Below are 21163 nucleotides of genomic sequence, written 5' to 3'. Positions count from 1 at the left end.
CTTTTGTTTCTTAAAATGATTTGAAACCTTAGTATTTTCGTAAAAAAACCTTCTAGAGGGTTCTTTTTCAGTCTGTGACAGGGTTTTTAAGGAGATGTTAATGTTTTTGTCAGAACTATTCAAAAACCTTTATGAAGCCCTTGTTTTATTGAATTTATGCTAATTGATCAACCTGGTGTTTTTTTTACCTTAATATATAGGTAGTTTAAGGGGGATTTCTGGAATTTAATTTGCCTTACAGAGCCGCTTGAAAATTAATTGATTATGGATTTGAAAACTTAGTTTTTATTTCTACATTTGCAAACCCTAAAAAATAGGGAGTAATTTAAAAATTAATTAGGTAAAAGAAATTATGCCAACAATTTCACAATTAGTACGAAAAGGAAGAGCCAAGATTACCAAGAAGAGTAAATCGGCTGCTTTGGATTCGTGTCCTCAAAGAAGAGGTGTGTGTACCCGTGTGTATACTACCACTCCTAAGAAACCTAATTCGGCTATGCGTAAAGTAGCCAGGGTAAGGTTGACCAATGGAAAAGAAGTTAACGCTTATATTCCAGGAGAAGGACACAATTTGCAGGAGCACTCGATAGTATTGGTTAGAGGCGGAAGGGTTAAAGATTTGCCAGGTGTTAGGTATCACATTGTTCGTGGAGCTTTGGATACAGCCGGTGTTGAGGGAAGAACTCAGCGCAGGTCGAAATACGGTGCAAAACGCCCTAAGAAGTAATTAAAAACTTTTAATGTAAAGAAATGAGAAAAAGACAGGCGAAAAAGAGACCGCTTTTACCAGATCCAAAGTTTAACGATCAACTTGTTACACGTTTTGTGAACATGATGATGTGGGATGGTAAGAAATCGGTAGCCTTTAAAATTTTCTATGACGCAATGGAAATTGTTGAAGAGAAAAAACAAGACGAAGAGAAAACTGCTTTAGAGGTCTGGAAAGATGCTTTATCTAACGTTATGCCTCACGTAGAAGTGAGAAGTAGACGTGTTGGGGGAGCTACTTTTCAAATCCCAATGCAGATCAGACCAGACAGGAAAGTGTCAACAGCTATGAAATGGCTGATTAGTTTCTCTAGAAAGAGAAATGAAAAAGCTATGGCGCAAAAACTTGCCGCGGAGGTCCTAGCTGCTGCTAAAGAAGAAGGTGCTGCAGTTAAGAAAAGAGTGGATACTCATAAAATGGCTGAAGCCAATAAAGCATTCTCTCACTTTAGATTCTAAGAAAAATGGCACAAAGAGATTTAAAATTTACTAGAAATATAGGAATTGCAGCGCATATTGATGCCGGGAAAACCACCACCACGGAACGTATTCTTTATTATACAGGGATAAGCCATAAGATTGGTGAGGTTCACGACGGTGCTGCAACAATGGACTGGATGGAACAGGAGCAGGAGAGAGGTATAACCATTACTTCTGCTGCAACTCACTGTAAGTGGATGTATCGCGATCAGGAGTTCACTGTAAATATAATTGATACCCCAGGTCACGTTGACTTTACTGTGGAAGTAGAGCGTTCTTTGCGTGTACTTGATGGAGTTGTTGCTTTGTTTAGTGCTGTGGATGGGGTTGAGCCTCAAAGTGAAACAGTGTGGAGACAGGCAGATAAATATAAAGTTCCTCGATTAGGATTCGTTAATAAAATGGATCGTCAGGGGGCTGATTTCTTTAATGTGTGTAAGCAGGTTAGAGAAATGTTAGGGGGGAACCCTGTACCGCTTCAGGTTCCAATTGGAGAAGAAGCTGACTTTAAAGGTGTGGTAGACCTTATATCTAAAAAAGCGATCATTTGGAATGATGAGGATCACGGGATGACCTATGACACCATCGATATTCCTGAGGAGCTTGCTGATGATGTGAATAAATACCGCGCGGAATTAGTAGAAGCTGTAGCTGAATATGATGAGGCCTTAATGGAAAAGTTCTTTGAAGATGAAAACTCCATTACTGAGGATGAGATTATCGCTGCCCTTAGAGCTGCAACTATAGATATGTCGATCATACCGATGATGTGTGGTTCTGCTTTTAAAAACAAAGGAGTTCAGGCAATGCTTGATGCCGTGATGAGATATCTTCCTTCGCCGGTGGATGTTGAAGCCATCGTCGGTGTAAATCCTGAAACTAACGAGGAGGAAAGTCGTAAACCACATGTGGACTCACCATTCTCTGCACTTGCATTTAAAATTGCTACCGATCCTTTCGTAGGTCGTTTGGCATTCTTTAGAGTGTATTCTGGAGCTCTTGATGCAGGATCTTATGTGCTTAATAATCGTTCCGGTAAAAAAGAACGTATCTCACGGATCTATCAGATGCACTCCAATAAACAAGAGCCAATAAATAAAATTGAAGCTGGTGATATCGGAGCTGCCGTTGGTTTCAAAGATATTAAGACCGGTGATACCCTTACCGACGAAAAACATCCTATTGTTCTTGAGTCTATGTCTTTTCCTGCTCCAGTAATCGGTATTGCAGTAGAGCCAAAGACCAAGGCTGATGTTGAGAAAATGGGAATGGCCTTAGGAAAACTGGCTGAAGAAGACCCGACCTTTACTGTTCGTACTGATGAAGCTTCAGGTCAAACTATTATATCCGGTATGGGTGAGCTACACCTGGATATTATTATAGACCGTATGCGTCGTGAGTTTAAGGTGGAAGTTAATGTTGGTCAGCCTCAGGTTGAGTACAAAGAAGCTGTGACCAGGACTGCAGACCATCGTGAAGTATACAAAAAACAAACTGGTGGTAGAGGTAAATTTGCTGATATCGTATTTACTTTAGGACCAGCGGATGAGGATTTTGAAGGAGAAGGACTTCAGTTTGTTGATGAGATCAAAGGAGGTCGTATCCCTAAAGAATTTGTTCCTTCTGTAGAGAAAGGCTTTAAAGAGGCTATGAAGAATGGTCCTTTAGCTGGGTTTACCATGGATAGTCTAAAGGTAACCCTTAAGGATGGATCTTTTCACCCTGTGGATTCTGATCAGTTATCCTTCGAACTTGCTGCTAAGTTAGGGTATAAGGAAGCTGCAAAAAAAGCAGGTTCTGTGATTCTTGAGCCGATTATGAAGGTGGAGGTAGTTACTCCAGAAGAGAATATGGGTGATATTGTAGGTGATCTTAACAGGAGAAGAGGTCAGGTTAACAATATGTCAGACAGGTCTGGAGCTAAAATTGTTAAAGCTGAAGTGCCGCTTTCTGAAATGTTTGGTTATGTGACCACATTGAGAACGCTTTCTTCAGGTAGAGCAACCTCAACCATGGAATTCTCTCACTATGCCGAAACACCTTCAAATGTTTCTGAAGAAGTAATTAAGGCAGCAAAGGGTACAAACGAATAATCTTAGGAAAATGAGTCAGAAAATTAGAATAAAACTAAAATCCTACGATCATAACCTAGTTGATAAGTCAGCTGAAAAGATCGTAAAAACCGTAAAAACTACGGGTGCAGTGGTAACAGGACCAATTCCTTTGCCTACGCATAAAAAACTTTTTACTGTTTTACGTTCTCCTCACGTAAACAAGAAGTCAAGAGAGCAATTTCAGCTTAGCTCTTATAAGAGGCTTCTTGATATCTACAGTTCCTCTTCAAAAACCATCGATGCGTTGATGAAGCTTGAACTGCCAAGTGGGGTTGAAGTAGAGATTAAGGTATAAGTCTTTTTCACAAGGGATGGATCCTTAAGTATCTGTGTCCTAGTGGAAATTTACATGTCCTGAGCAGTTGGCGAGGGAAAAACGGAGAAAGATACATTCAGGGCGAAAGTATTTTTCTGCCCTGAATTTTTTTAAATAAATAAGTAATAATCAAAAATTAATTATGTCTGGGTTAATAGGAAAAAAAATAGGCATGACCAGTATTTTCGATGAGAACGGGAAGAATATCCCTTGTACCGTAATTGAAGCAGGTCCATGCGTAATTACCCAAGTCAGAACCAAAGAGGTTGACGGGTACGAAGCACTTCAACTTGGTTTCGATGACAAAAAGACTGCCAACAAAGCTGCTGAAGGGCATGCTAAGAAAGCGGGAAGCGCTGCAAAGCGTAAAGTCGTGGAATTCCAGGGATTTGAAGGAGATTTTAAATTAGGTGATGCTATCACTGTGGAGCACTTTAAAGAAGGGGAATTTGTAGATGTTTCCGGTACTTCTAAAGGTAAAGGTTTCCAGGGGGTAGTAAAGAGACACGGCTTTGGTGGTGTGGGACAAGCAACCCACGGACAACATAACCGTTTAAGAGCTCCAGGTTCTATTGGTGCAGCATCTTATCCAGCGAGAGTTTTCAAAGGTATGAAGATGGCCGGTAGAATGGGTGGAGATAAAGTGAAAGTAGAAAACCTGAGAGTTTTGAAAGTGGTTACAGATAAGAACCTTCTCGTAGTGAAAGGTGCTGTTCCAGGTCACAAAAACTCATACGTAATCATTAGCAAGTAATGGAAGTAGCAGTTGTAGATATAAAAGGAAAAGAAACAGGCAGAAAAGCGAAGCTTTCTGATGCTGTATTCGCAATAGAGCCTAACGAACATGCTGTTTATCTTGATGTAAAACAATATCTGGCTAATCAACGCCAGGGAACTCACAAAGCCAAGGAGCGGGCTGAGATCAGTGGGAGTACCCGGAAGATCAAGAAGCAAAAAGGAACCGGTACGGCTCGTGCAGGAAGTATAAAATCTCCTATTTTTAAAGGTGGTGGACGAGTTTTTGGTCCTAGACCGAGAAATTATGGTTTCAAATTGAATAAAAACCTTAAACGTCTTGCCAGAAAATCGGCTTTGACAATTAAGGCAAAAGGAAATGCGATCACCGTTGTAGAAGATTTTTCCTTTGATGCACCAAAGACGAAAAATTATCTCGAATTTTTGAAAGCCCTTGGTATTCAGGACAAAAAATCTCTGATAGTATTGGGCGAGTCAAATAAAAACGTATATTTGTCGTCACGTAATTTGAAGGGCTCAGAGGTTGTAAGTAGCTCAGAATTAAGCACTTACAAAATATTGAACGCGAAGAATATCGTGTTCCTTGAGGGGTCTTTAGAAGGAATCGAGTCGAATTTAAGTAAATAAGCCTTATGAATATCTTAATAAAACCAATTATTACGGAAAAAGCCACGGCAGATAGCGAGCTAAATAATCGTTATGCTTTTGTGGTAAATAATAAGGCGAATAAGATTGAGATCAAGAATGCAGTTGAAGCTGCATACGGGGTTTCAGTTGAGAAAGTTCGTACTATAAATGTCCGTCCGGATCGCAAAACCAGATATACAAAATCTGGTATGATCACTGGTAAAACCAGCGCTTTCAAAAAAGCTTTGGTACAGGTGACGGAAGGTGAAACTATTGATTTGTATAGTAATCTTTAAGATTAAAAAATGTCAGTTAGAAAATTAAAACCAATCACACCTGGACAGCGTTTTAGAGTAGTAAATGGGTTTGACGCCATTACTACTGATAAGCCGGAGAAAAGCCTTTTGGCTCCGATTAAAAAGTCGGGTGGTAGAAACAGTCAAGGAAAAATGACCATGCGCTATAAGGGTGGTGGTCATAAAAGACGTTACCGAGTTATCGATTTTAAACGCGACAAGCAGGGGATTCCTGGAACTGTTGCTAGTATAGAATACGATCCAAACAGAACTGCCTTTATCGCATTATTGAATTATCAAGATGGAGAGAAAAGGTATATTATTGCTCAGAACGGTCTTCAGATAGGACAAAATTTAGTAGCAGGTAAAGAGGCTGTAGCTCCAGAGATTGGGAACGCTATGCCTTTGAGTTTTATTCCTCTTGGTACTATTGTCTCTTGTATTGAACTTAGGGCTGGACAGGGTGCTGTAATGGCGCGAAGCGCTGGAGCATTTGCTCAGCTTCTGGCTAGAGAAGGGAAATATGCAACCATCAAACTGCCTTCCGGAGAGATTAGAAGAGTGCTTTCTACATGTATGGCAACTATCGGAGCGGTATCAAACAGCGATCATCAGTTGCAGATTTCTGGTAAAGCTGGTAGAAAACGTTGGTTGGGTAGAAGACCAAGAACAAGACCTGTAGCTATGAACCCGATTGATCACCCAATGGGTGGTGGTGAAGGAAGAGCCTCAGGAGGTCACCCACGTTCAAGAAAAGGTTTGCCTGCTAAAGGTTTCAAAACCCGTTCTAGAACAAAAGCGAGTAATAAATATATTGTAGAACGTAGAAAGAAATAATAAGATATGGCACGTTCATTAAAAAAAGGACCTTACGTTCACTATAAATTGGATAAGAAGGTTGCTCAGAATGTTGAGTCTGGAAAGAAAGCCGTGATCAAAACCTGGTCTCGTGCATCAATGATCACTCCGGATTTTGTTGGGCAAACCATCGCAGTACATAATGGAAAGCAATTTGTTCCTGTTTACGTAACTGAGAACATGGTAGGTCATAAATTAGGAGAATTTTCACCAACACGTTCTTTTAGAGGGCATGCAGGTGCGAAAAATAAAGGTAAAAAATAATTGAAGCTATGGGAGTTCGTAAAAGAGAAAGAGCAGAGCAAATAAAAGAAGCCAACAAGCAGGTGGCATTTGCAAAGTTGAATAACTGCCCTACTTCCCCAAGAAAGATGCGTCTAGTTGCGGATCTCGTTCGAGGGGAGAAAGTAGAGAAAGCGCTTCATATTTTAAAATTCAGCCAGAAAGAGGCTTCTAACCGTTTGGAGAAGCTATTGCTTTCGGCCATTGCCAATTGGCAGGCTAAAAACGAAGATGCAAGTATCGAAGAGGCTGAACTATTTGTGAAAGAGATTCGTGTAGACGGAGGGAGCATGTTGAAGAGACTGCGTCCTGCGCCACAGGGTCGGGCACACCGAATTAGAAAAAGATCCAATCACGTTACTTTGGTGCTTGGAGAAAACAATAATACACAAAGCTAAGTAAGAGTATGGGACAAAAGACAAATCCAATCGGGAATCGCCTTGGTATTATCAGAGGATGGGAATCCAACTGGTACGGAGGAAATGACTACGGCGACAAGTTAGCCGAAGACGATAAGATTAGAAAATATATCCATGCTCGTCTCTCTAAAGCGAGTGTATCAAGGGTAATTATTGAGCGTACCCTTAAGCTTGTAACCGTTACTATCACCACTGCCCGTCCCGGTATCATTATCGGTAAAGGTGGCCAGGAGGTAGACAAGCTTAAAGAAGAGCTAAAAAAGATCACAGACAAGGAAGTTCAAATCAACATCTTTGAGATTAAGAGGCCAGAACTTGATGCCCACTTGGTGGCTTCAAGTGTTGCAAGGCAAATTGAGAATCGTATCTCTTATCGTCGAGCAATTAAAATGGCTATCGCGGCTGCTATGAGAATGAATGCTGAAGGAATCAAAATTGAGATTTCCGGACGTTTAAACGGTGCTGAAATGGCACGTTCAGAATCATACAAAGATGGCAGGATTCCATTGTCTACTTTTAGGGCCGATATTGACTATGCTTTGGTTGAAGCTCACACTACCTATGGTAGATTGGGAGTTAAAGTATGGATCATGAAAGGCGAAGTGTATGGTAAAAGAGAACTTTCCCCGCTAGTTGGCCTGGCCAAAAAGCAAGGTGGAAAGCCTGGAGCCAGTCGAGGTGGTAACAAATCACGTCGTAGAAAGTAATTTTTTAAAGTAAAGAAAAAATGTTACAACCTAAAAGAACAAAATACCGTAAGCAACAGAAAGGCCGTATGAAAGGGATGTCTCAAAGAGGTCATCGCCTTTCTAATGGAACCTTCGGGATAAAGTCTATGGACTCTAGTTTTGTAACCGCCCGTCAGATAGAGGCAGCGCGTATTGCTGCTACTCGTTATATGAAAAGGGAAGGTTCGCTTTGGATCAAGATTTTTCCGGACAAGCCTATTACCAAAAAGCCTCTTGAGGTTCGTATGGGTAAAGGTAAAGGTGCCGTTGAATACTGGGCAGCTGTTGTAAAACCTGGAAGAATCCTATTTGAAATTGGTGGGGTGCCTATGGACGTAGCTAAAGAAGCTCTTCGTCTTGCAGCACAAAAACTTCCTGTAAGAACTAAGTTTATTGTAGCTAGAGATTATCAGGCTTAATATTTATATGTTATGAAACAATCAGAAGTAAAAGAATTTTCTGTGGCAGAATTACAAGAGGAGCTTGATAAATCTAGAAAAGCATATTCAGATTTAAAAATGGCTCATGCAGTTTCGCCATTAGAGAACCCAATCCAGCTTAGAGCTGTAAGAAGAGATATAGCGAGACTTGCTACAGAGTTAACTAAAAGAGAACAACAATAAGTGTTATTCTGCTGAACATGGAAAAAAGAAATTTAAGAAAAGAGCGTATAGGTGTTGTTACCAGTAATAAAATGCAGAAATCAATCGTGGTTTCTGAGGTTAAGAAAGTAAAACATCCTATGTATGGAAAATTCGTTTTAAAGACGAAGAAATACGTAGCGCACGACGAGCAAAACGACTGCAACGAAGGAGATACCGTAAGGATCATGGAAACTAGACCTTTGAGTAAATCCAAAAGTTGGAGATTAGTAGAAATAATTGAAAGAGCGAAGTAATTATGGTACAACAAGAGTCTAGACTAAAAGTAGCAGACAATACCGGGGCTAAGGAAGTATTAGCCATTCGTGTATTAGGAGGTACAAAGAAAAGATACGCTTCTGTTGGAGACAAAATAGTTGTCAGCGTAAAAGAAGCTACACCTAACGGAAACATTAAAAAGGGTGCAGTTTCAACAGCAGTAGTTGTTCGTACCAGGAAAGAAGTGCGCAGACCAGACGGATCTTATATCCGTTTTGATGATAATGCTTGCGTATTGCTAAACCCAACCGGAGAAATGCGCGGTACTCGAGTATTTGGTCCGGTGGCGAGAGAACTTCGTGATAAGCAATTCATGAAAATTGTATCATTGGCACCAGAGGTGCTTTAATACATTAAAAAAATGAGAAAGCTTAAGATAAAAACAGGAGATACCGTAAGAGTGATTGCTGGAGATCATAAAGGTCAGGAAGGCAAAGTTCAAAAGGTATTGATTGATAAGAATAAGGCTATTGTGGAAGGTGTAAATACTATCTCTAAACATGAGAAGCCAAGTGCAGCTAATCCACAAGGTGGAATTGTAAAAAAAGAAGCTCCTATCCATATTTCCAACTTGTCTTTAATAGACAAAAATGGTGAAACCACCAGAGTTGGGTATAGAGAAGAGGATGGAAAGAAAGTGAGATTTTCCAAAAAATCTAATGAAGTAATTTAGTTATGGCATACGTACCAAGACTTAAAGCAGAATTTAATGATAGAATTAAATCTGCGCTTAAAGAAGAATTCAGCTACTCCAATGTAATGGAGATTCCAAAACTTGAAAAGATAGTTATTAGCCGTGGAGTTGGTGCAGCTGTTGCCGATAAAAAGCTTGTTGACCATGCAGTAGAAGAACTTACTGCGATCTCTGGTCAAAAAGCTATACAGACCATTTCTAAAAAAGATGTTGCTTCGTTCAAGCTCCGAAAAGGAATGCCGATTGGTGCTAAAGTTACTTTGCGAGGATATAGAATGTATGAATTCCTGGACAGACTGATAACCTCTGCATTGCCACGTGTTCGTGATTTTAGCGGAATTAAAGCTGATGGTTTTGATGGGAGAGGTAACTATAACCTCGGTGTTACTGAGCAAATCATTTTTCCGGAAATTGATATTGACCGGGTGAATCGTATTGCAGGAATGGATATCACTTTTGTTACTACCGCAAAAACGGATAAGGAAGCTAAATCATTGTTAACCGAACTGGGATTACCCTTTAAAAAGAATTAATTATGGCTAAAGAATCAATGAAAGCCCGTGAGGTAAAGAGGCAGGAAATGGTGAAAAAATATGCCGATAAACGTAAGGCACTTAAGGAAGCCGGAGATTATGAGGCATTACAAAAATTACCTAAAAATGCTTCTCCTGTACGTCTGCACAACCGTTGTAAATTAACAGGAAGACCTAAGGGGTACATGAGACAATTTGGACTTTCGCGAGTAATGTTCAGGGAAATGGCCAATAAAGGTCTTATTCCTGGGGTAAGAAAAGCTAGTTGGTAAAATTATAAATTGATTGAAGGTTCATTTCTTTTGGAATGAAAACCACAGTCGCAAATTAGAATAGATGAATACAGATCCTATTGCAGATTATTTAACAAGAATTAGAAATGCTGTTGCAGCTAATCACAGAGTTGTTGAGATCCCGGCTTCTAATCTTAAGAAAGAAATCACAAAAATATTATTCGATCAGGGTTATATCTTAAGTTACAAGTTCGACGATTCTTCTGCTCAGGGGGTGATTAAAATTGCTCTTAAGTATGATAAGATGACTAAAGAGCCTGTAATTAAAGATATCCAGAGAATAAGTAAACCTGGTTTACGTAAGTATGCCGGCGCCAAAGAGCTTCCTCGTATCCTTAACGGACTAGGAATTGCAATCGTGTCCACCTCTCATGGGGTGATGACCGGTAAGCAGGCCAAAGCCGAAAAAGTTGGTGGTGAAGTATTGTGTTACGTTTACTAAAAAAAGACTAAAGAAATGTCAAGAATAGGTAAAAGTCCAATTACAATCCCTGAAGGTGTAAATGTAGATTACAAGGATGGAATTGTAACGGTAAAAGGAAAACTTGGAGAACTTAAGCAGGAGATCAAAGGCATCGAGATGAAAATCGAAGATGGTGTGATCACTTTTGAACGTTCTTCAGAGAAAAGTGAACAGAAAGCCAAGCATGGTCTTTACCGCGCTTTGGTAAACAATATGATAGAAGGTGTTACAACCGGATATACTAAAACTCTTGAATTGGTAGGGGTAGGATACCGTGCCAGTAACCAGGGTCAAAAATTAGATATCGCTGTTGGGTACTCTCATAATATTGTAATAGATTTGGCTCCCGAAGTTAAAGTAGAAACAGTTTCAGATAAGGGTAAAAACCCAATCGTGAAACTGACTTCTTATGATAAACAGCTTGTGGGCCAGGTTGCCGCCAAAATACGAAGCTTCAGAACTCCTGAGCCTTATAAAGGAAAAGGGATTAAGTTCGTCGGAGAGCAATTACGTAGAAAAGCAGGTAAATCAGCTTAATAAAGTTTAGATATGGCAGTTTCAAAACAAGATAGAAGAAATAAGATAAGGAAGCGTGTTCGTAAATCAATTACGGGTACTGCAAGCCGACCAAGATTGTCTGTATTCAGAAGTAATAAGGAAATTTATGCTCAGATTATAGATGATGTAGAGGGAAAAACCATTGCTGCGGCTTCCTCAAGAGATAAAGATATTTCGGCAGAAGGTGATAAAATCAAACAAGCAGAACTTGTGGGTAAAAACCTTGCTGAAAAAGCTAAGAAAGCCGGGGTGGAAACCATTTCGTTTGACAGAGGTGGATATCTATATCACGGAAGAGTTAAATCATTAGCCGATGGTGCTCGCGAAGGAGGCCTAAAATTCTAGAAAATTATGTATCAAGATTATAAAAACGTAGAGCATGTAAAACCGGGCGGACTTGAATTAAAAGACCGTTTGGTAGGAGTACAGCGTGTTACTAAAGTTACTAAAGGTGGTAGAGCCTTTGGATTTTCTGCTATCGTAGTAGTAGGAGATGAAAATGGTGTTGTAGGGCAAGGTTTAGGTAAATCTAAAGAAGTTGCTGACGCTATTTCCAAGGCTGTAGAAGATGCTAAAAAGAATTTAGTTCGAATCCCTTTGCATAAAGGCACCTTACCTCATGAACAAAAAGGTAAATACGGTGGAGCCAGAGTTTTGTTGCTTCCAGCATCAAACGGTACTGGTATTATTGCTGGTGGAGCTATTCGGGCTGTCTTGGAATCGGTGGGAGTGCATGATGTACTTTCTAAGAATCAAGGCTCTTCAAACCCTCATAACGTGGTAAAAGCTACCTTTGATGCGCTATTGCAATTGCGTAGTGCCGATACCGTAGCTAAACAGCGTGGTATTTCGTTAGAAAAGGTTTTTAAAGGATAAATCAAGGACAGAGATGGGAAAGATTAAAGTTACAAAAGTGAGAAGTGCGATCAACCGTTCTAAAAATCAGAAATTGGTTTTAGAATCACTTGGCCTTAAAAAAATGGGGCAAACTGTTGAGCACAACGATACGCCAAACATCCTTGGTATGGTAAATAAAGTTAAACATCTGGTTTCTGTTGAAGAAACAAAATAAGAGGTTCAAACATGGAATTAAATAACTTAAGACCTGCAAAGGGTTCAGTTAAAAGTAACAGCAAGCGTGTAGGTCGTGGTGAAGGATCTGGAAAAGGTGGTACTGCTACCCGTGGTCATAAAGGTGCGAAATCGCGTTCTGGTTACTCCAAGAAAATTGGTTTTGAAGGAGGGCAAATGCCTCTTCAACGCCGGGTGCCAAAATTTGGTTTCAACAATAGGAATCGTAAGGAATATCAAGGTATTAATCTTGACACTCTTCAGCGGCTTGTTGATGAGGGTAGAATAAAGGATACCGTAGATATGGATGTTTTGGTTGAAAACGGTTTAGCCGGAAGAAACGAACTTGTTAAGATATTAGGAAGAGGTGAATTAAAAGCAAAGTTGAAAATATCTGTTCATAAATTTACAGCCTCAGCTAAAGAAGCTATTGAAGCTGCCGGAGGTGAAGTTGTTACTTTATAATAGATAACCCAATGAAATTCATCAATACTATTAAGAATATTTGGAAGATCGAGGAACTAAAAAACAGAATTTTAGTAACCCTCGGTCTATTATTAGTATACCGTTTTGGAGCCCAGGTAGTGCTGCCAGGTATAGATGCTTCGCAGCTAGCGAATCTTTCTAGCCAAACTGAAGGAGGTATATTAGGCCTCCTGAATGCATTTACCGGGGGAGCCTTTTCTAATGCTTCGGTCTTTGCTTTAGGGATTATGCCTTATATTTCTGCCTCTATCGTAGTTCAGTTGATGGGAATAGCGATTCCTTACCTGCAAAAACTGCAAAAAGAAGGAGAAAGTGGTAGAAGGAAAATCAATCAGATTACCAGATGGCTTACCATTGCTATCACTCTTGTGCAAGGGCCAGGGTATATCTATAATCTTTTTTCGACCCTGCCGTCAAGTGCTTTCCTTTTAGGAGATACAGTTACATTTGTGACAGCATCGGTGATTATTCTTACCACAGGGTGTATTTTCGCTATGTGGTTAGGTGAAAAAATCACTGATAAAGGTATTGGTAATGGTATTTCATTACTAATTATGGTGGGTATTATAGCGACCTTACCGCAAGCTTTTATTCAGGAGTTCGCCTCCAGAGTTTTTGAGTCTAACGGTGGTTTAATTATGATTCTTATCGAATTGGTAATTTGGTTTGCGATAATTCTGGCTTCTGTTATGCTGGTTATGGCTGTGCGCCAGATCCCGGTACAGTATGCCCGAAGAACCGCCTCAGGTGGATATGAGAAGAATGTATTTGGTTCAAGACAATATATTCCCCTTAAGCTAAATGCTTCAGGAGTTATGCCGATAATCTTTGCGCAGGCTATTATGTTTATTCCTGCAGCAGTGGCTGGTCTTTCTGACTCTGAAGCTGCCCAGGGGGTAACAGCCGCCTTTAGCGATATGTTTGGTTTCTGGTATAATGTAGTTTTTGCACTATTGATTATAGTCTTTACCTACTTCTATACCGCTATTACCGTACCTACCAATAAAATGGCTGACGATCTTAAGCGCAGTGGTGGATTTATTCCTGGAATTCGTCCTGGAAGTGAAACAGCCGACTTTTTAGATCGTATCATGTCTCAAATCACGCTCCCTGGATCAGTATTCCTGGCTATTATTGCAGTGTTCCCTGCTATAGTTGAATCTTTATTAGGGATACAAGCCGGATGGGCACTGTTCTTTGGAGGCACTTCGCTGCTAATTATGGTTGGAGTTGCGATAGATACTATGCAGCAGGTGAATTCATATTTGCTTAACAGGCATTACGACGGATTGATGAAAACAGGTAAAAATAGAAAAGCAGTAGCTTAATTATGGCAAAACAACCAGCGATAGAGCAAGACGGAACCATCATTGAAGCATTGTCTAATGCAATGTTTAGGGTGGAATTGGAAAACGGTCACGTAGTGACTGCACATATTTCGGGTAAAATGCGTATGCACTATATCAAGTTGTTGCCCGGAGATAAAGTTAAACTGGAAATGAGTCCTTACGATTTAAGTAAGGCTCGTATAACTTACAGATATTAAAAGTAATTTGAGCTATTTATAAAATTTTCAGTACTTTTGCAACCTGAAATTTTTTGATAGCTGAATATCCTGGATGCGAAATTTTTGTATCGTTTGCCGGGAGCACAAAAACCTAAAGAGATGAAAGTTAGAGCATCAATAAAGAAGAGAAGTGCCGAGTGCAAAATTGTGCGCAGAAAAGGCAGGCTTTACGTAATTAACAAAAAGAATCCTAGATTTAAACAAAGACAAGGCTAATTATGGCAAGAATTGCAGGGGTTGATATACCAAAACAAAAGCGAGGAGTTATAGCATTGACCTATATCTTCGGAATTGGCAAAAGCAGGGCGCAACAAATCCTGGCCGAAGCCAAAGTAGATGAAAGTACAAAAGTTTCAGACTGGAATGACGACGAAATCGGTCGTATCCGTGAAGCTGTTGGTAATTATACAATCGAAGGAGAATTACGTACTGAAGTTCAGATGAGTATTAAGCGTCTTATGGATATTGGATGCTATAGAGGGATCCGTCATAGAACCGGATTGCCATTGAGAGGTCAGCGTACCAAAAATAACTCTAGAACGAGAAAAGGAAGAAGAAAAACAGTTGCTAACAAGAAAAAAGCAACTAAATAGTAAGTAATATGGCAAAGAAGACAACTCAAAAAAAACGTAAAGTAACTGTTGAGTCTAACGGACAGGCGCATGTTACTGCTTCTTTTAATAACATCATTGTTTCTTTAACCAATAAGAACGGAGATGTTGTTAGCTGGTCATCTGCTGGTAAAATGGGCTTTAGGGGTTCAAAAAAGAATACTCCTTATGCTGCTCAATTAGCTGCAGAAGATGCATCCAAAGTGGCTCATGAGGCTGGTTTGCGAAAAGTGAAAGTTTATGTTAAAGGGCCAGGGAATGGTAGAGAATCTGCTATTCGTTCTATTCATAATAGTGGAATTGAAGTAACCGAGATCATCGACGTTACGCCATTGCCACATAATGGATGTCGTCCTCCTAAAAGACGTAGAGTTTAATAAAATTATAATAACTTAGAGAGGAGTTAAGATTATCGAAGGAGAGATGCCTTAATTCATAATCCCTCTCTACTAAATTTAAGTTTAATGGCAAGATATACAGGTCCACAAACCAAAATAGCCCGTAAATTCGGAGAAGCTATTTTTGGAGATGATAAATCTTTCGAGAAAAGGAATTATCCTCCAGGGCAACACGGGAATAACCGTCGTCGCGGAAAGAAATCAGAATATGCTATCCAATTAATGGAGAAGCAAAAGGCTAAATATACTTATGGTATTTTAGAACGCCAATTTAGTAATATGTTTAAAAAAGCTACCCGTGCCCAGGGAATTACTGGGGAGGTGCTTTTGCAATTATGTGAATCACGTTTGGATAATGTTGTTTTTAGAATGGGTGTTGCTCCTTCTAGAAGAGCTGCCAGGCAATTGGTTTCTCACAGACATATAACCGTGAACGGTGAATTGGTAAACATCCCTTCTTACCAGTTAAAAGCCGGTGATGTAGTAGGTGTTCGCGAAAAATCTAAATCTCTTCAGGCTATCCAGGATTCCCTTGCTAATTCAAGCAATGTATATGAATGGATTACCTGGAACAATGAAACAAAGCAGGGAACTTTTGTTTCTGTACCAGGACGTATTCAGATCCCGGAAAATATAAATGAACAATTCATCGTCGAATTATATTCGAAATAATAATTCACAGAAGTCGTAATATGGCAATACTAAATTTTCAAAAGCCCGATAAAGTTATAATGATTGATTCTACAGATTTCGAGGGGAAATTCGAATTTCGCCCTTTGGAACCTGGTTATGGATTGACCGTTGGTAATGCTTTAAGAAGAGTGTTATTATCTTCGCTGGAAGGATTCGCAATCACTTCGGTACGTATCGAAGGCGTAGATCACGAATTCTCCGCTATCCCAGGGGTAGTAGAAGACGTAACAGAAATTATCCTAAATCTGAAACAAGTAAGGTTTAAAAGGCAAATTGATGAAATAGATAACGAAGCCGTTACCATTTCTGTTTCAGGTGAAGAACAACTTACTGCGGGTCATTTCCAAAAATTTATCTCTGGGTTCCAGGTGTTAAATCCTGATCAGGTGATTTGCAACCTTGATAGTAAGGTGAACCTGAACATGGAGGTCACTGTAGAAAAGGGTAGAGGCTATGTTCCGGCAGAAGAAAATAAAAAAGCTAATGCTCCTTTAGGTACAATTTTTACCGATTCGATCTTTACGCCTATAAAAAACGTAAAATATAGCATCGAAAACTATCGGGTAGAACAAAAAACTGACTACGAAAAACTTGTTTTTGAAATAGTTAGTGATGGTTCTATCCATCCTAAGGATGCACTTACTGAAGCGGCCAAAACACTAATTCATCACTTTATGTTATTCTCTGACGAGCGTATCACCCTTGAAGCCGATGAAATAGCACAAACTGAAACTTATGATGAAGAATCTCTTCACATGAGACAGTTGTTAAAGACGAAATTAGTGGATATGGACCTTTCAGTAAGAGCTTTAAATTGCTTAAAAGCTGCAGAGGTTGATACCCTTGGAGACCTTGTTTCTTACAATAAAAATGATCTGATGAAATTCAGAAACTTTGGGAAGAAATCTCTTACCGAATTGGAAGAATTGGTAAGTAATAAAGGTTTGAACTTTGGTATGGATCTTTCTAAATACAAATTAGATAAGGACTAATATATAAGTAGTTTTCCATAAAAACCGGCGGAAGACCAGGTTTTGGGAAAATGAATAAAGAACAGAACAATGAGACACGGAAAGAAAATTAACCATTTAGGCAGAAAGACCGCTCATAGAAAGTCTATGCTTGCCAATATGGCTTGCTCATTAATTGAGCACAAAAGAATTAACACTACCGTTGCTAAGGCAAAAGCTTTGAAAGTTTTTGTAGAGCCTTTGGTAACGAAGTCTAAAGAAGATACTACTCACAATCGAAGAATTGTTTTTAGTAAACTTCGTCAAAAAGAAGCTGTTGCGGAATTGTTCCGTGAAGTTGCTCCAAAAGTTGGTGATCGGCCGGGAGGTTATACCAGGGTTATCAAACTTGGGAACCGACTTGGAGATAACGCTGATATGGCCCTTATCGAGTTAGTCGATTACAATGAAACCTATAATCTTACCAAACCAGAGAAGAAAAAATCTACTCGTAGAGCTGGTAAGAAAAAATCATCTGAAGCGACTGCTCCAAAAGCAGAGAATAAAACTGAAGAGAAATCTTCTCCAAAGGAAGATAAAAAAGATGAATAGAATGATTCATTCTTTTCTAAATTCAAAAAAGGATAAGCTCTCGGGTTTATCCTTTTTTTATATATTAAAATGGAATTAATTATTTCCGTGCAAACGGAAAATTACAACACAACTCAAATAAGTAATAGTTAACAATGAAGTATCAAACTCGAAAAAAGGCAATTATTCTTCTGGCTGATGGAACTATATTTCATGGAAAGGCCATAGGAGATAAAGATGGAAGCGCTACAGGGGAGATCTGTTTTAATACCGGGATGACTGGGTACCAGGAGATATTTACGGATCCCTCTTATTACGGGCAATTGATGGTCACTACCAATGCTCATATCGGTAATTATGGAACAACCAAAGAGGACAATGAATCCGATAAGGCCAAGATAGCCGGACTCATTTGTAAGAATTTCAACTATACCTATTCTCGTCCGGCAGCTGATGCTTCCTTGGAAACTTTCCTTGAAGAAAGCGATCTTTTTGGGATTTCCGATGTGGATACTCGTGCCCTTGTAACCTACATCAGGGAAAATGGGGCTATGAACGCCATTATTTCTACCGATGTGGATAATATTGATGGACTTAAAGAAGAGCTGGCCAAAGTTCCTGATATGAATGGGCTGGAACTCGCTTCAAAGGTTTCTACCAGGGAGCCTTATTATTTTGGTAGTGAAGATGCTACCTATCGCGTGGCGGCACTGGATATTGGGATTAAAAAGAACATCCTACGCAACCTTGCGGACAGAGATGTGTATGTTAAGGTATTTCCTTATAATGCAACTTATGAAGAAATGAGTCAATGGAATCCGGATGGTTATTTTCTTTCCAACGGACCAGGAGACCCGAAGCCGCTAAGTGATGCCATCGAATTAACCAAAAAAATCCTTGATAAGGATCAACCTCTTTTTGGAATTTGTCTGGGCCATCAAGTAATTGCTATTGCTAATGGTATTAAAACTTATAAAATGCACCATGGTCACCGGGGAATTAATCATCCGGTACTAAACCTTAAAACAGGCAAGGGAGAGATAACGTCTCAGAATCATGGATTTTCTGTTGATAAAGCAGAAACGGAAGCTAATTCCAATGTTGAAATAACCCATATTTGTATCAATGACGATACCGTTGGTGGGATAGCAATGAAAAACAAAAATTGTTTTTCGGTACAATACCATCCTGAAGCAAGTCCAGGTCCTCACGATGCGAGCTATTTGTTCGATGAATTTGTAGACCGAATAAAAGGAGCAAAAGCATAAATTTAGCTGCTGCTGTAAATAATAAAAGCCCAGAATTTTTAAATTCTGGGCTTTTATTTTCGGATGGATTCAGTACAAGACCTCCTAAGGAAGTCAAGGCAGAAGAGTAGACAAAGTTTAGAATTTTAAAAAATGTCATAGCAAAGTATCATCCTAGATGCATTTTGATGACCAAAAGTAATATGAAAAGTAAATCCTTTTTACTGAAGAGTAACATTTATTTTATGTTAAATTGCGCATTTTAATTCCTCAAATTTTACTTATGAAAAAAACATTACTATTTTGCCTTTGTCTCTTTTCCCTATTTTCTATGCGGTCGCAGGACCAAGCTTCTGTAAAAGATGGACTTTTGTCCATAAATATTTTAACCCCCGGCTTAGAATACGAATACGGTCTTTCAGCTTCCACGACTTTGGATTTAAGAGTAGGCACTGGATTTGCTTACCAAAAAAATAGCTTCGGGGAAGGTTTTGGTATATATCCGATATTTAATATTCAGTATCGCCATTATTATAATTTGGCAAAACGTCTTGAAAAGGGGAAAGAAATAAATAATAACAGCGCTAATTATATCGCTTTGAGCGGTGTGGTTCAAGCTGGTAAGCCCATAGTCGGTGATCTGGAGTATAATGAGGGCTTCTTTGGGGTAATTGGTCCTGTTTGGGGACTGCAACGTTATTACGGTAGTGGCTTTAAATTAGATTTAAACCTGGGAGCCGGTTACGGATTTAATGAATCTGGTGAATCCTTTTTCTCTCCACTTATAGGCTTGAGGTTGGGTTGGCTTCTTTCCAATTAATGGATGTTAGTATTATTTCTTTCCAAAATGATGGCATTGATATCTTTATAAGCAATATTTTCTGAATTTTGTGAAGGTGCTTTGGTCAGAAAAATTTCGAGAAGGAATAAAGAAGGTTCAGTAATTGGGGATCATCGGATTTTGTACTTTTAGGTTTTTAAATCATTCTACTGGGAATAAGGCAAAGATTTATTCTTTTCCTTATTGTAAAGAAAACGATTTCGTTAATAACTAATGTTATAAATGGCTTAAAACTACCGGTTTCACTCGTGTCTTAAGATAGCTATTTGTATCTTGCATACTTCATTTAAAAATAAAAAAGAAACAATGAGTGCAATTATAGATATTCACGCCCGTCAAATATTTGATTCAAGAGGAAACCCTACCGTGGAAGTTGATGTAATCACTGAAACCGGAACCATTGGAAGGTTTGCTGTTCCTTCAGGAGCCTCTACTGGTGAACATGAAGCCGTTGAACTACGAGACGGAGGAAAAGATTTTATGGGCAAAGGAGTAACCAAAGCGGTTGAAAATGTAAATGACGTTATATCTGAAAGACTGCTGGGATTTTCTGTTTTCGAACAAAATCTTATCGATCAGGCCATGATTGAACTAGATGGAACTCCTAATAAAGGGAAGCTTGGTGCCAATGCCATTCTAGGAGTTTCTTTGGCAGTAGCCAAGGCGGCGGCAAATGAATTAGGGCTGCCTTTATACAGGTATATTGGAGGGGTTAGTGCAAAGACACTCCCGGTGCCTATGATGAATATTATTAATGGGGGTTCGCATAGTGATGCCCCAATTGCATTCCAGGAGTTTATGGTTATGCCAGTAAAGGCTGAAAGTTTTTCTGCAGCCTTAAAAATGGGGACAGAGATCTTTCATAACCTTAAAAAAGTGCTGCACGATCGGGGTCTCAGTACGGCAGTAGGAGATGAAGGAGGTTTTGCGCCTACTCTTGAAGGTACTGAAGATGCTCTGGATACAATTCTTAAAGCCATTGAAAAGGCAGGATATAAAGGAGGAGATGAAGTAATGATCGCTCTAGATTGTGCTGCAGCAGAATTCTATGAAAATGGCAAATATGATTATAAAAAATTCGAGGGTGATTCAGGAAAAATTAGATCTAGCCAGGAACAGGCCGAATATCTTGCAGAATTAGCATCTAAATACCCTATTATCTCGATTGAAGATGGTATGGATGAAAATGACTGGGAAGGTTGGAAAGCTCTTACTGATCTTATTGGAGATAAAGTACAACTTGTAGGGGACGATCTTTTTGTAACTAATGTAGATCGACTTGGCAGAGGAATTGAAGAGGGAATCGCAAATTCTATTTTAATAAAAGTTAACCAGATTGGAACACTTACTGAAACCATTTCAGCGGTAAATATGGCGCATAACGCAGGCTATACTTCTGTGATGTCTCATCGTTCTGGGGAAACTGAAGATAACACCATTGCAGACCTTGCCGTAGCTTTAAACACGGGCCAGATAAAAACCGGTTCTGCTTCCAGGAGTGACCGTATGGCCAAATATAATCAATTGATCAGAATAGAGGAGGAACTAGGGGAAGTGGCTTATTTTCCTCAACGGAAAGCCTTTAAAATTTAAACCGGTTTCA

At 39.4% G+C, this 21163-nt stretch carries 35 protein-coding genes; all 35 read left to right on the top strand.

The features are described 5' to 3' along the window. Positions 1 to 352: 352 nt before the first annotated feature. The 35 genes from rpsL (at position 353) to eno (ending at position 21153) form a co-directional block, all read left to right on the top strand. Positions 353 to 727, top strand: coding sequence for a 30S ribosomal protein S12 (rpsL, locus tag ACW6NC_RS01015; protein WP_010230128.1), 375 nt, complete (start codon positions 353 to 355; stop codon positions 725 to 727). Positions 728 to 750: 23 nt separating this feature from the next. Beyond that, a complete protein-coding gene (gene rpsG, locus ACW6NC_RS01010; protein WP_457863165.1) occupies positions 751 to 1227 on the top strand; it encodes a 30S ribosomal protein S7 in 477 nt (158 codons plus the stop codon). A 5-nt stretch (positions 1228 to 1232) separates the two neighbouring features. Further along, complete coding sequence (gene fusA, locus ACW6NC_RS01005) at positions 1233 to 3341, top strand: elongation factor G (protein WP_457863164.1); 2109 nt, start codon at positions 1233 to 1235, stop codon at positions 3339 to 3341. Between the two features lie 10 nt (positions 3342 to 3351). Continuing rightward, positions 3352 to 3657: a 30S ribosomal protein S10 gene (gene rpsJ, locus ACW6NC_RS01000; protein WP_072318085.1), complete on the top strand. Its 306-nt coding sequence runs from the start codon at positions 3352 to 3354 to the stop codon at positions 3655 to 3657. Between the two features lie 163 nt (positions 3658 to 3820). Next, positions 3821 to 4432 (top strand): 50S ribosomal protein L3, encoded by a 612-nt coding sequence (gene rplC, locus ACW6NC_RS00995; protein ID WP_081208825.1) that lies wholly within the window; start codon positions 3821 to 3823, stop codon positions 4430 to 4432. Continuing rightward, positions 4432 to 5061, top strand: a complete 630-nt coding sequence (gene rplD / locus ACW6NC_RS00990) for a 50S ribosomal protein L4 (RefSeq protein WP_457863161.1) — start codon at positions 4432 to 4434, stop codon at positions 5059 to 5061. The genes rplC and rplD overlap by 1 nt, the downstream gene beginning before the upstream one ends. A 5-nt stretch (positions 5062 to 5066) precedes the next feature. Next, the gene (rplW, locus tag ACW6NC_RS00985) at positions 5067 to 5357 is read left to right on the top strand and encodes a 50S ribosomal protein L23 (protein ID WP_081208829.1); all 291 of its coding nucleotides are present in this window, start codon (positions 5067 to 5069) and stop codon (positions 5355 to 5357) included. Positions 5358 to 5366: 9 nt separating this feature from the next. Beyond that, complete coding sequence (rplB, locus tag ACW6NC_RS00980) at positions 5367 to 6194, top strand: 50S ribosomal protein L2 (RefSeq protein ID WP_457863159.1); 828 nt, start codon at positions 5367 to 5369, stop codon at positions 6192 to 6194. A gap of 6 nt (positions 6195 to 6200) precedes the next feature. Next, positions 6201 to 6479, top strand: a complete 279-nt coding sequence (rpsS, locus tag ACW6NC_RS00975) for a 30S ribosomal protein S19 (RefSeq protein WP_081208833.1) — start codon at positions 6201 to 6203, stop codon at positions 6477 to 6479. Between the two features lie 8 nt (positions 6480 to 6487). Continuing rightward, the gene (gene rplV / locus ACW6NC_RS00970) at positions 6488 to 6895 is read left to right on the top strand and encodes a 50S ribosomal protein L22 (RefSeq protein WP_457863157.1); all 408 of its coding nucleotides are present in this window, start codon (positions 6488 to 6490) and stop codon (positions 6893 to 6895) included. 8 nt (positions 6896 to 6903) lie between these two features. Continuing rightward, complete coding sequence (gene rpsC / locus ACW6NC_RS00965; RefSeq protein ID WP_457863155.1) at positions 6904 to 7623, top strand: 30S ribosomal protein S3; 720 nt, start codon at positions 6904 to 6906, stop codon at positions 7621 to 7623. 20 nt (positions 7624 to 7643) lie between these two features. Continuing rightward, complete coding sequence (gene rplP / locus ACW6NC_RS00960) at positions 7644 to 8063, top strand: 50S ribosomal protein L16 (RefSeq protein WP_457863153.1); 420 nt, start codon at positions 7644 to 7646, stop codon at positions 8061 to 8063. Positions 8064 to 8075: 12 nt separating this feature from the next. Continuing rightward, positions 8076 to 8267, top strand: a complete 192-nt coding sequence (gene rpmC / locus ACW6NC_RS00955; protein WP_081208841.1) for a 50S ribosomal protein L29 — start codon at positions 8076 to 8078, stop codon at positions 8265 to 8267. Positions 8268 to 8284: 17 nt separating this feature from the next. Next, entirely contained in the window at positions 8285 to 8542 is a 258-nt protein-coding gene (gene rpsQ / locus ACW6NC_RS00950) for a 30S ribosomal protein S17 (RefSeq protein ID WP_457863151.1), read from the top strand. 2 nt (positions 8543 to 8544) lie between these two features. Then, the gene (rplN, locus tag ACW6NC_RS00945) at positions 8545 to 8913 is read left to right on the top strand and encodes a 50S ribosomal protein L14 (protein ID WP_081208845.1); all 369 of its coding nucleotides are present in this window, start codon (positions 8545 to 8547) and stop codon (positions 8911 to 8913) included. 12 nt (positions 8914 to 8925) lie between these two features. Then, positions 8926 to 9237: a 50S ribosomal protein L24 gene (gene rplX / locus ACW6NC_RS00940; protein ID WP_081208847.1), complete on the top strand. Its 312-nt coding sequence runs from the start codon at positions 8926 to 8928 to the stop codon at positions 9235 to 9237. Between the two features lie 2 nt (positions 9238 to 9239). Next, positions 9240 to 9791: a 50S ribosomal protein L5 gene (gene rplE / locus ACW6NC_RS00935; RefSeq protein WP_457863148.1), complete on the top strand. Its 552-nt coding sequence runs from the start codon at positions 9240 to 9242 to the stop codon at positions 9789 to 9791. A gap of 2 nt (positions 9792 to 9793) precedes the next feature. After that, positions 9794 to 10063 carry a 30S ribosomal protein S14 gene (rpsN, locus tag ACW6NC_RS00930; RefSeq protein WP_457863145.1) on the top strand — a complete coding sequence of 90 codons (270 nt, stop codon included), beginning with the start codon at positions 9794 to 9796 and terminating at the stop codon, positions 10061 to 10063. 64 nt (positions 10064 to 10127) lie between these two features. Beyond that, positions 10128 to 10526, top strand: a complete 399-nt coding sequence (gene rpsH / locus ACW6NC_RS00925; protein ID WP_457863143.1) for a 30S ribosomal protein S8 — start codon at positions 10128 to 10130, stop codon at positions 10524 to 10526. A gap of 15 nt (positions 10527 to 10541) precedes the next feature. Then, positions 10542 to 11084 (top strand): 50S ribosomal protein L6, encoded by a 543-nt coding sequence (gene rplF / locus ACW6NC_RS00920; RefSeq protein WP_457863142.1) that lies wholly within the window; start codon positions 10542 to 10544, stop codon positions 11082 to 11084. Between the two features lie 12 nt (positions 11085 to 11096). Then, positions 11097 to 11450: a 50S ribosomal protein L18 gene (gene rplR, locus ACW6NC_RS00915; protein ID WP_457863141.1), complete on the top strand. Its 354-nt coding sequence runs from the start codon at positions 11097 to 11099 to the stop codon at positions 11448 to 11450. A gap of 6 nt (positions 11451 to 11456) precedes the next feature. Continuing rightward, on the top strand, positions 11457 to 11981 hold the full coding sequence (rpsE, locus tag ACW6NC_RS00910; protein ID WP_081208860.1) for a 30S ribosomal protein S5: 525 nt from the start codon (positions 11457 to 11459) through the stop codon (positions 11979 to 11981). A 13-nt stretch (positions 11982 to 11994) separates the two neighbouring features. After that, positions 11995 to 12177 carry a 50S ribosomal protein L30 gene (gene rpmD / locus ACW6NC_RS00905; RefSeq protein ID WP_457863140.1) on the top strand — a complete coding sequence of 61 codons (183 nt, stop codon included), beginning with the start codon at positions 11995 to 11997 and terminating at the stop codon, positions 12175 to 12177. Positions 12178 to 12188: 11 nt separating this feature from the next. After that, complete coding sequence (gene rplO, locus ACW6NC_RS00900; RefSeq protein WP_081208864.1) at positions 12189 to 12641, top strand: 50S ribosomal protein L15; 453 nt, start codon at positions 12189 to 12191, stop codon at positions 12639 to 12641. Between the two features lie 11 nt (positions 12642 to 12652). Beyond that, on the top strand, positions 12653 to 13990 hold the full coding sequence (gene secY, locus ACW6NC_RS00895) for a preprotein translocase subunit SecY (protein ID WP_457863138.1): 1338 nt from the start codon (positions 12653 to 12655) through the stop codon (positions 13988 to 13990). Positions 13991 to 13992: 2 nt separating this feature from the next. After that, the gene (infA, locus tag ACW6NC_RS00890) at positions 13993 to 14208 is read left to right on the top strand and encodes a translation initiation factor IF-1 (RefSeq protein ID WP_013073244.1); all 216 of its coding nucleotides are present in this window, start codon (positions 13993 to 13995) and stop codon (positions 14206 to 14208) included. A gap of 120 nt (positions 14209 to 14328) precedes the next feature. Further along, complete coding sequence (gene ykgO / locus ACW6NC_RS00885) at positions 14329 to 14445, top strand: type B 50S ribosomal protein L36 (RefSeq protein WP_013621733.1); 117 nt, start codon at positions 14329 to 14331, stop codon at positions 14443 to 14445. Positions 14446 to 14447: 2 nt separating this feature from the next. After that, positions 14448 to 14822, top strand: a complete 375-nt coding sequence (gene rpsM, locus ACW6NC_RS00880) for a 30S ribosomal protein S13 (RefSeq protein WP_081208868.1) — start codon at positions 14448 to 14450, stop codon at positions 14820 to 14822. A gap of 8 nt (positions 14823 to 14830) precedes the next feature. Continuing rightward, complete coding sequence (gene rpsK / locus ACW6NC_RS00875; RefSeq protein ID WP_332038021.1) at positions 14831 to 15217, top strand: 30S ribosomal protein S11; 387 nt, start codon at positions 14831 to 14833, stop codon at positions 15215 to 15217. Between the two features lie 87 nt (positions 15218 to 15304). Next, the gene (gene rpsD, locus ACW6NC_RS00870; protein ID WP_081208872.1) at positions 15305 to 15910 is read left to right on the top strand and encodes a 30S ribosomal protein S4; all 606 of its coding nucleotides are present in this window, start codon (positions 15305 to 15307) and stop codon (positions 15908 to 15910) included. A gap of 20 nt (positions 15911 to 15930) precedes the next feature. Next, positions 15931 to 16923, top strand: coding sequence for a DNA-directed RNA polymerase subunit alpha (locus ACW6NC_RS00865; protein ID WP_457863133.1), 993 nt, complete (start codon positions 15931 to 15933; stop codon positions 16921 to 16923). 69 nt (positions 16924 to 16992) lie between these two features. Next, a complete protein-coding gene (rplQ, locus tag ACW6NC_RS00860) occupies positions 16993 to 17493 on the top strand; it encodes a 50S ribosomal protein L17 (RefSeq protein WP_457863131.1) in 501 nt (166 codons plus the stop codon). Positions 17494 to 17627: 134 nt separating this feature from the next. Next, positions 17628 to 18740: a glutamine-hydrolyzing carbamoyl-phosphate synthase small subunit gene (gene carA, locus ACW6NC_RS00855; protein WP_457863129.1), complete on the top strand. Its 1113-nt coding sequence runs from the start codon at positions 17628 to 17630 to the stop codon at positions 18738 to 18740. A gap of 262 nt (positions 18741 to 19002) precedes the next feature. Then, entirely contained in the window at positions 19003 to 19539 is a 537-nt protein-coding gene (locus ACW6NC_RS00850; protein ID WP_457863127.1) for a hypothetical protein, read from the top strand. Positions 19540 to 19866: 327 nt separating this feature from the next. Beyond that, positions 19867 to 21153 (top strand): phosphopyruvate hydratase, encoded by a 1287-nt coding sequence (gene eno / locus ACW6NC_RS00845; RefSeq protein WP_457863126.1) that lies wholly within the window; start codon positions 19867 to 19869, stop codon positions 21151 to 21153. Positions 21154 to 21163: the final 10 nt, after the last annotated feature.

It is taken from the genome of Salegentibacter profundi, from assembly GCF_054121475.1.
This window is presented reverse-complemented; position numbering and strand designations above follow the sequence as displayed.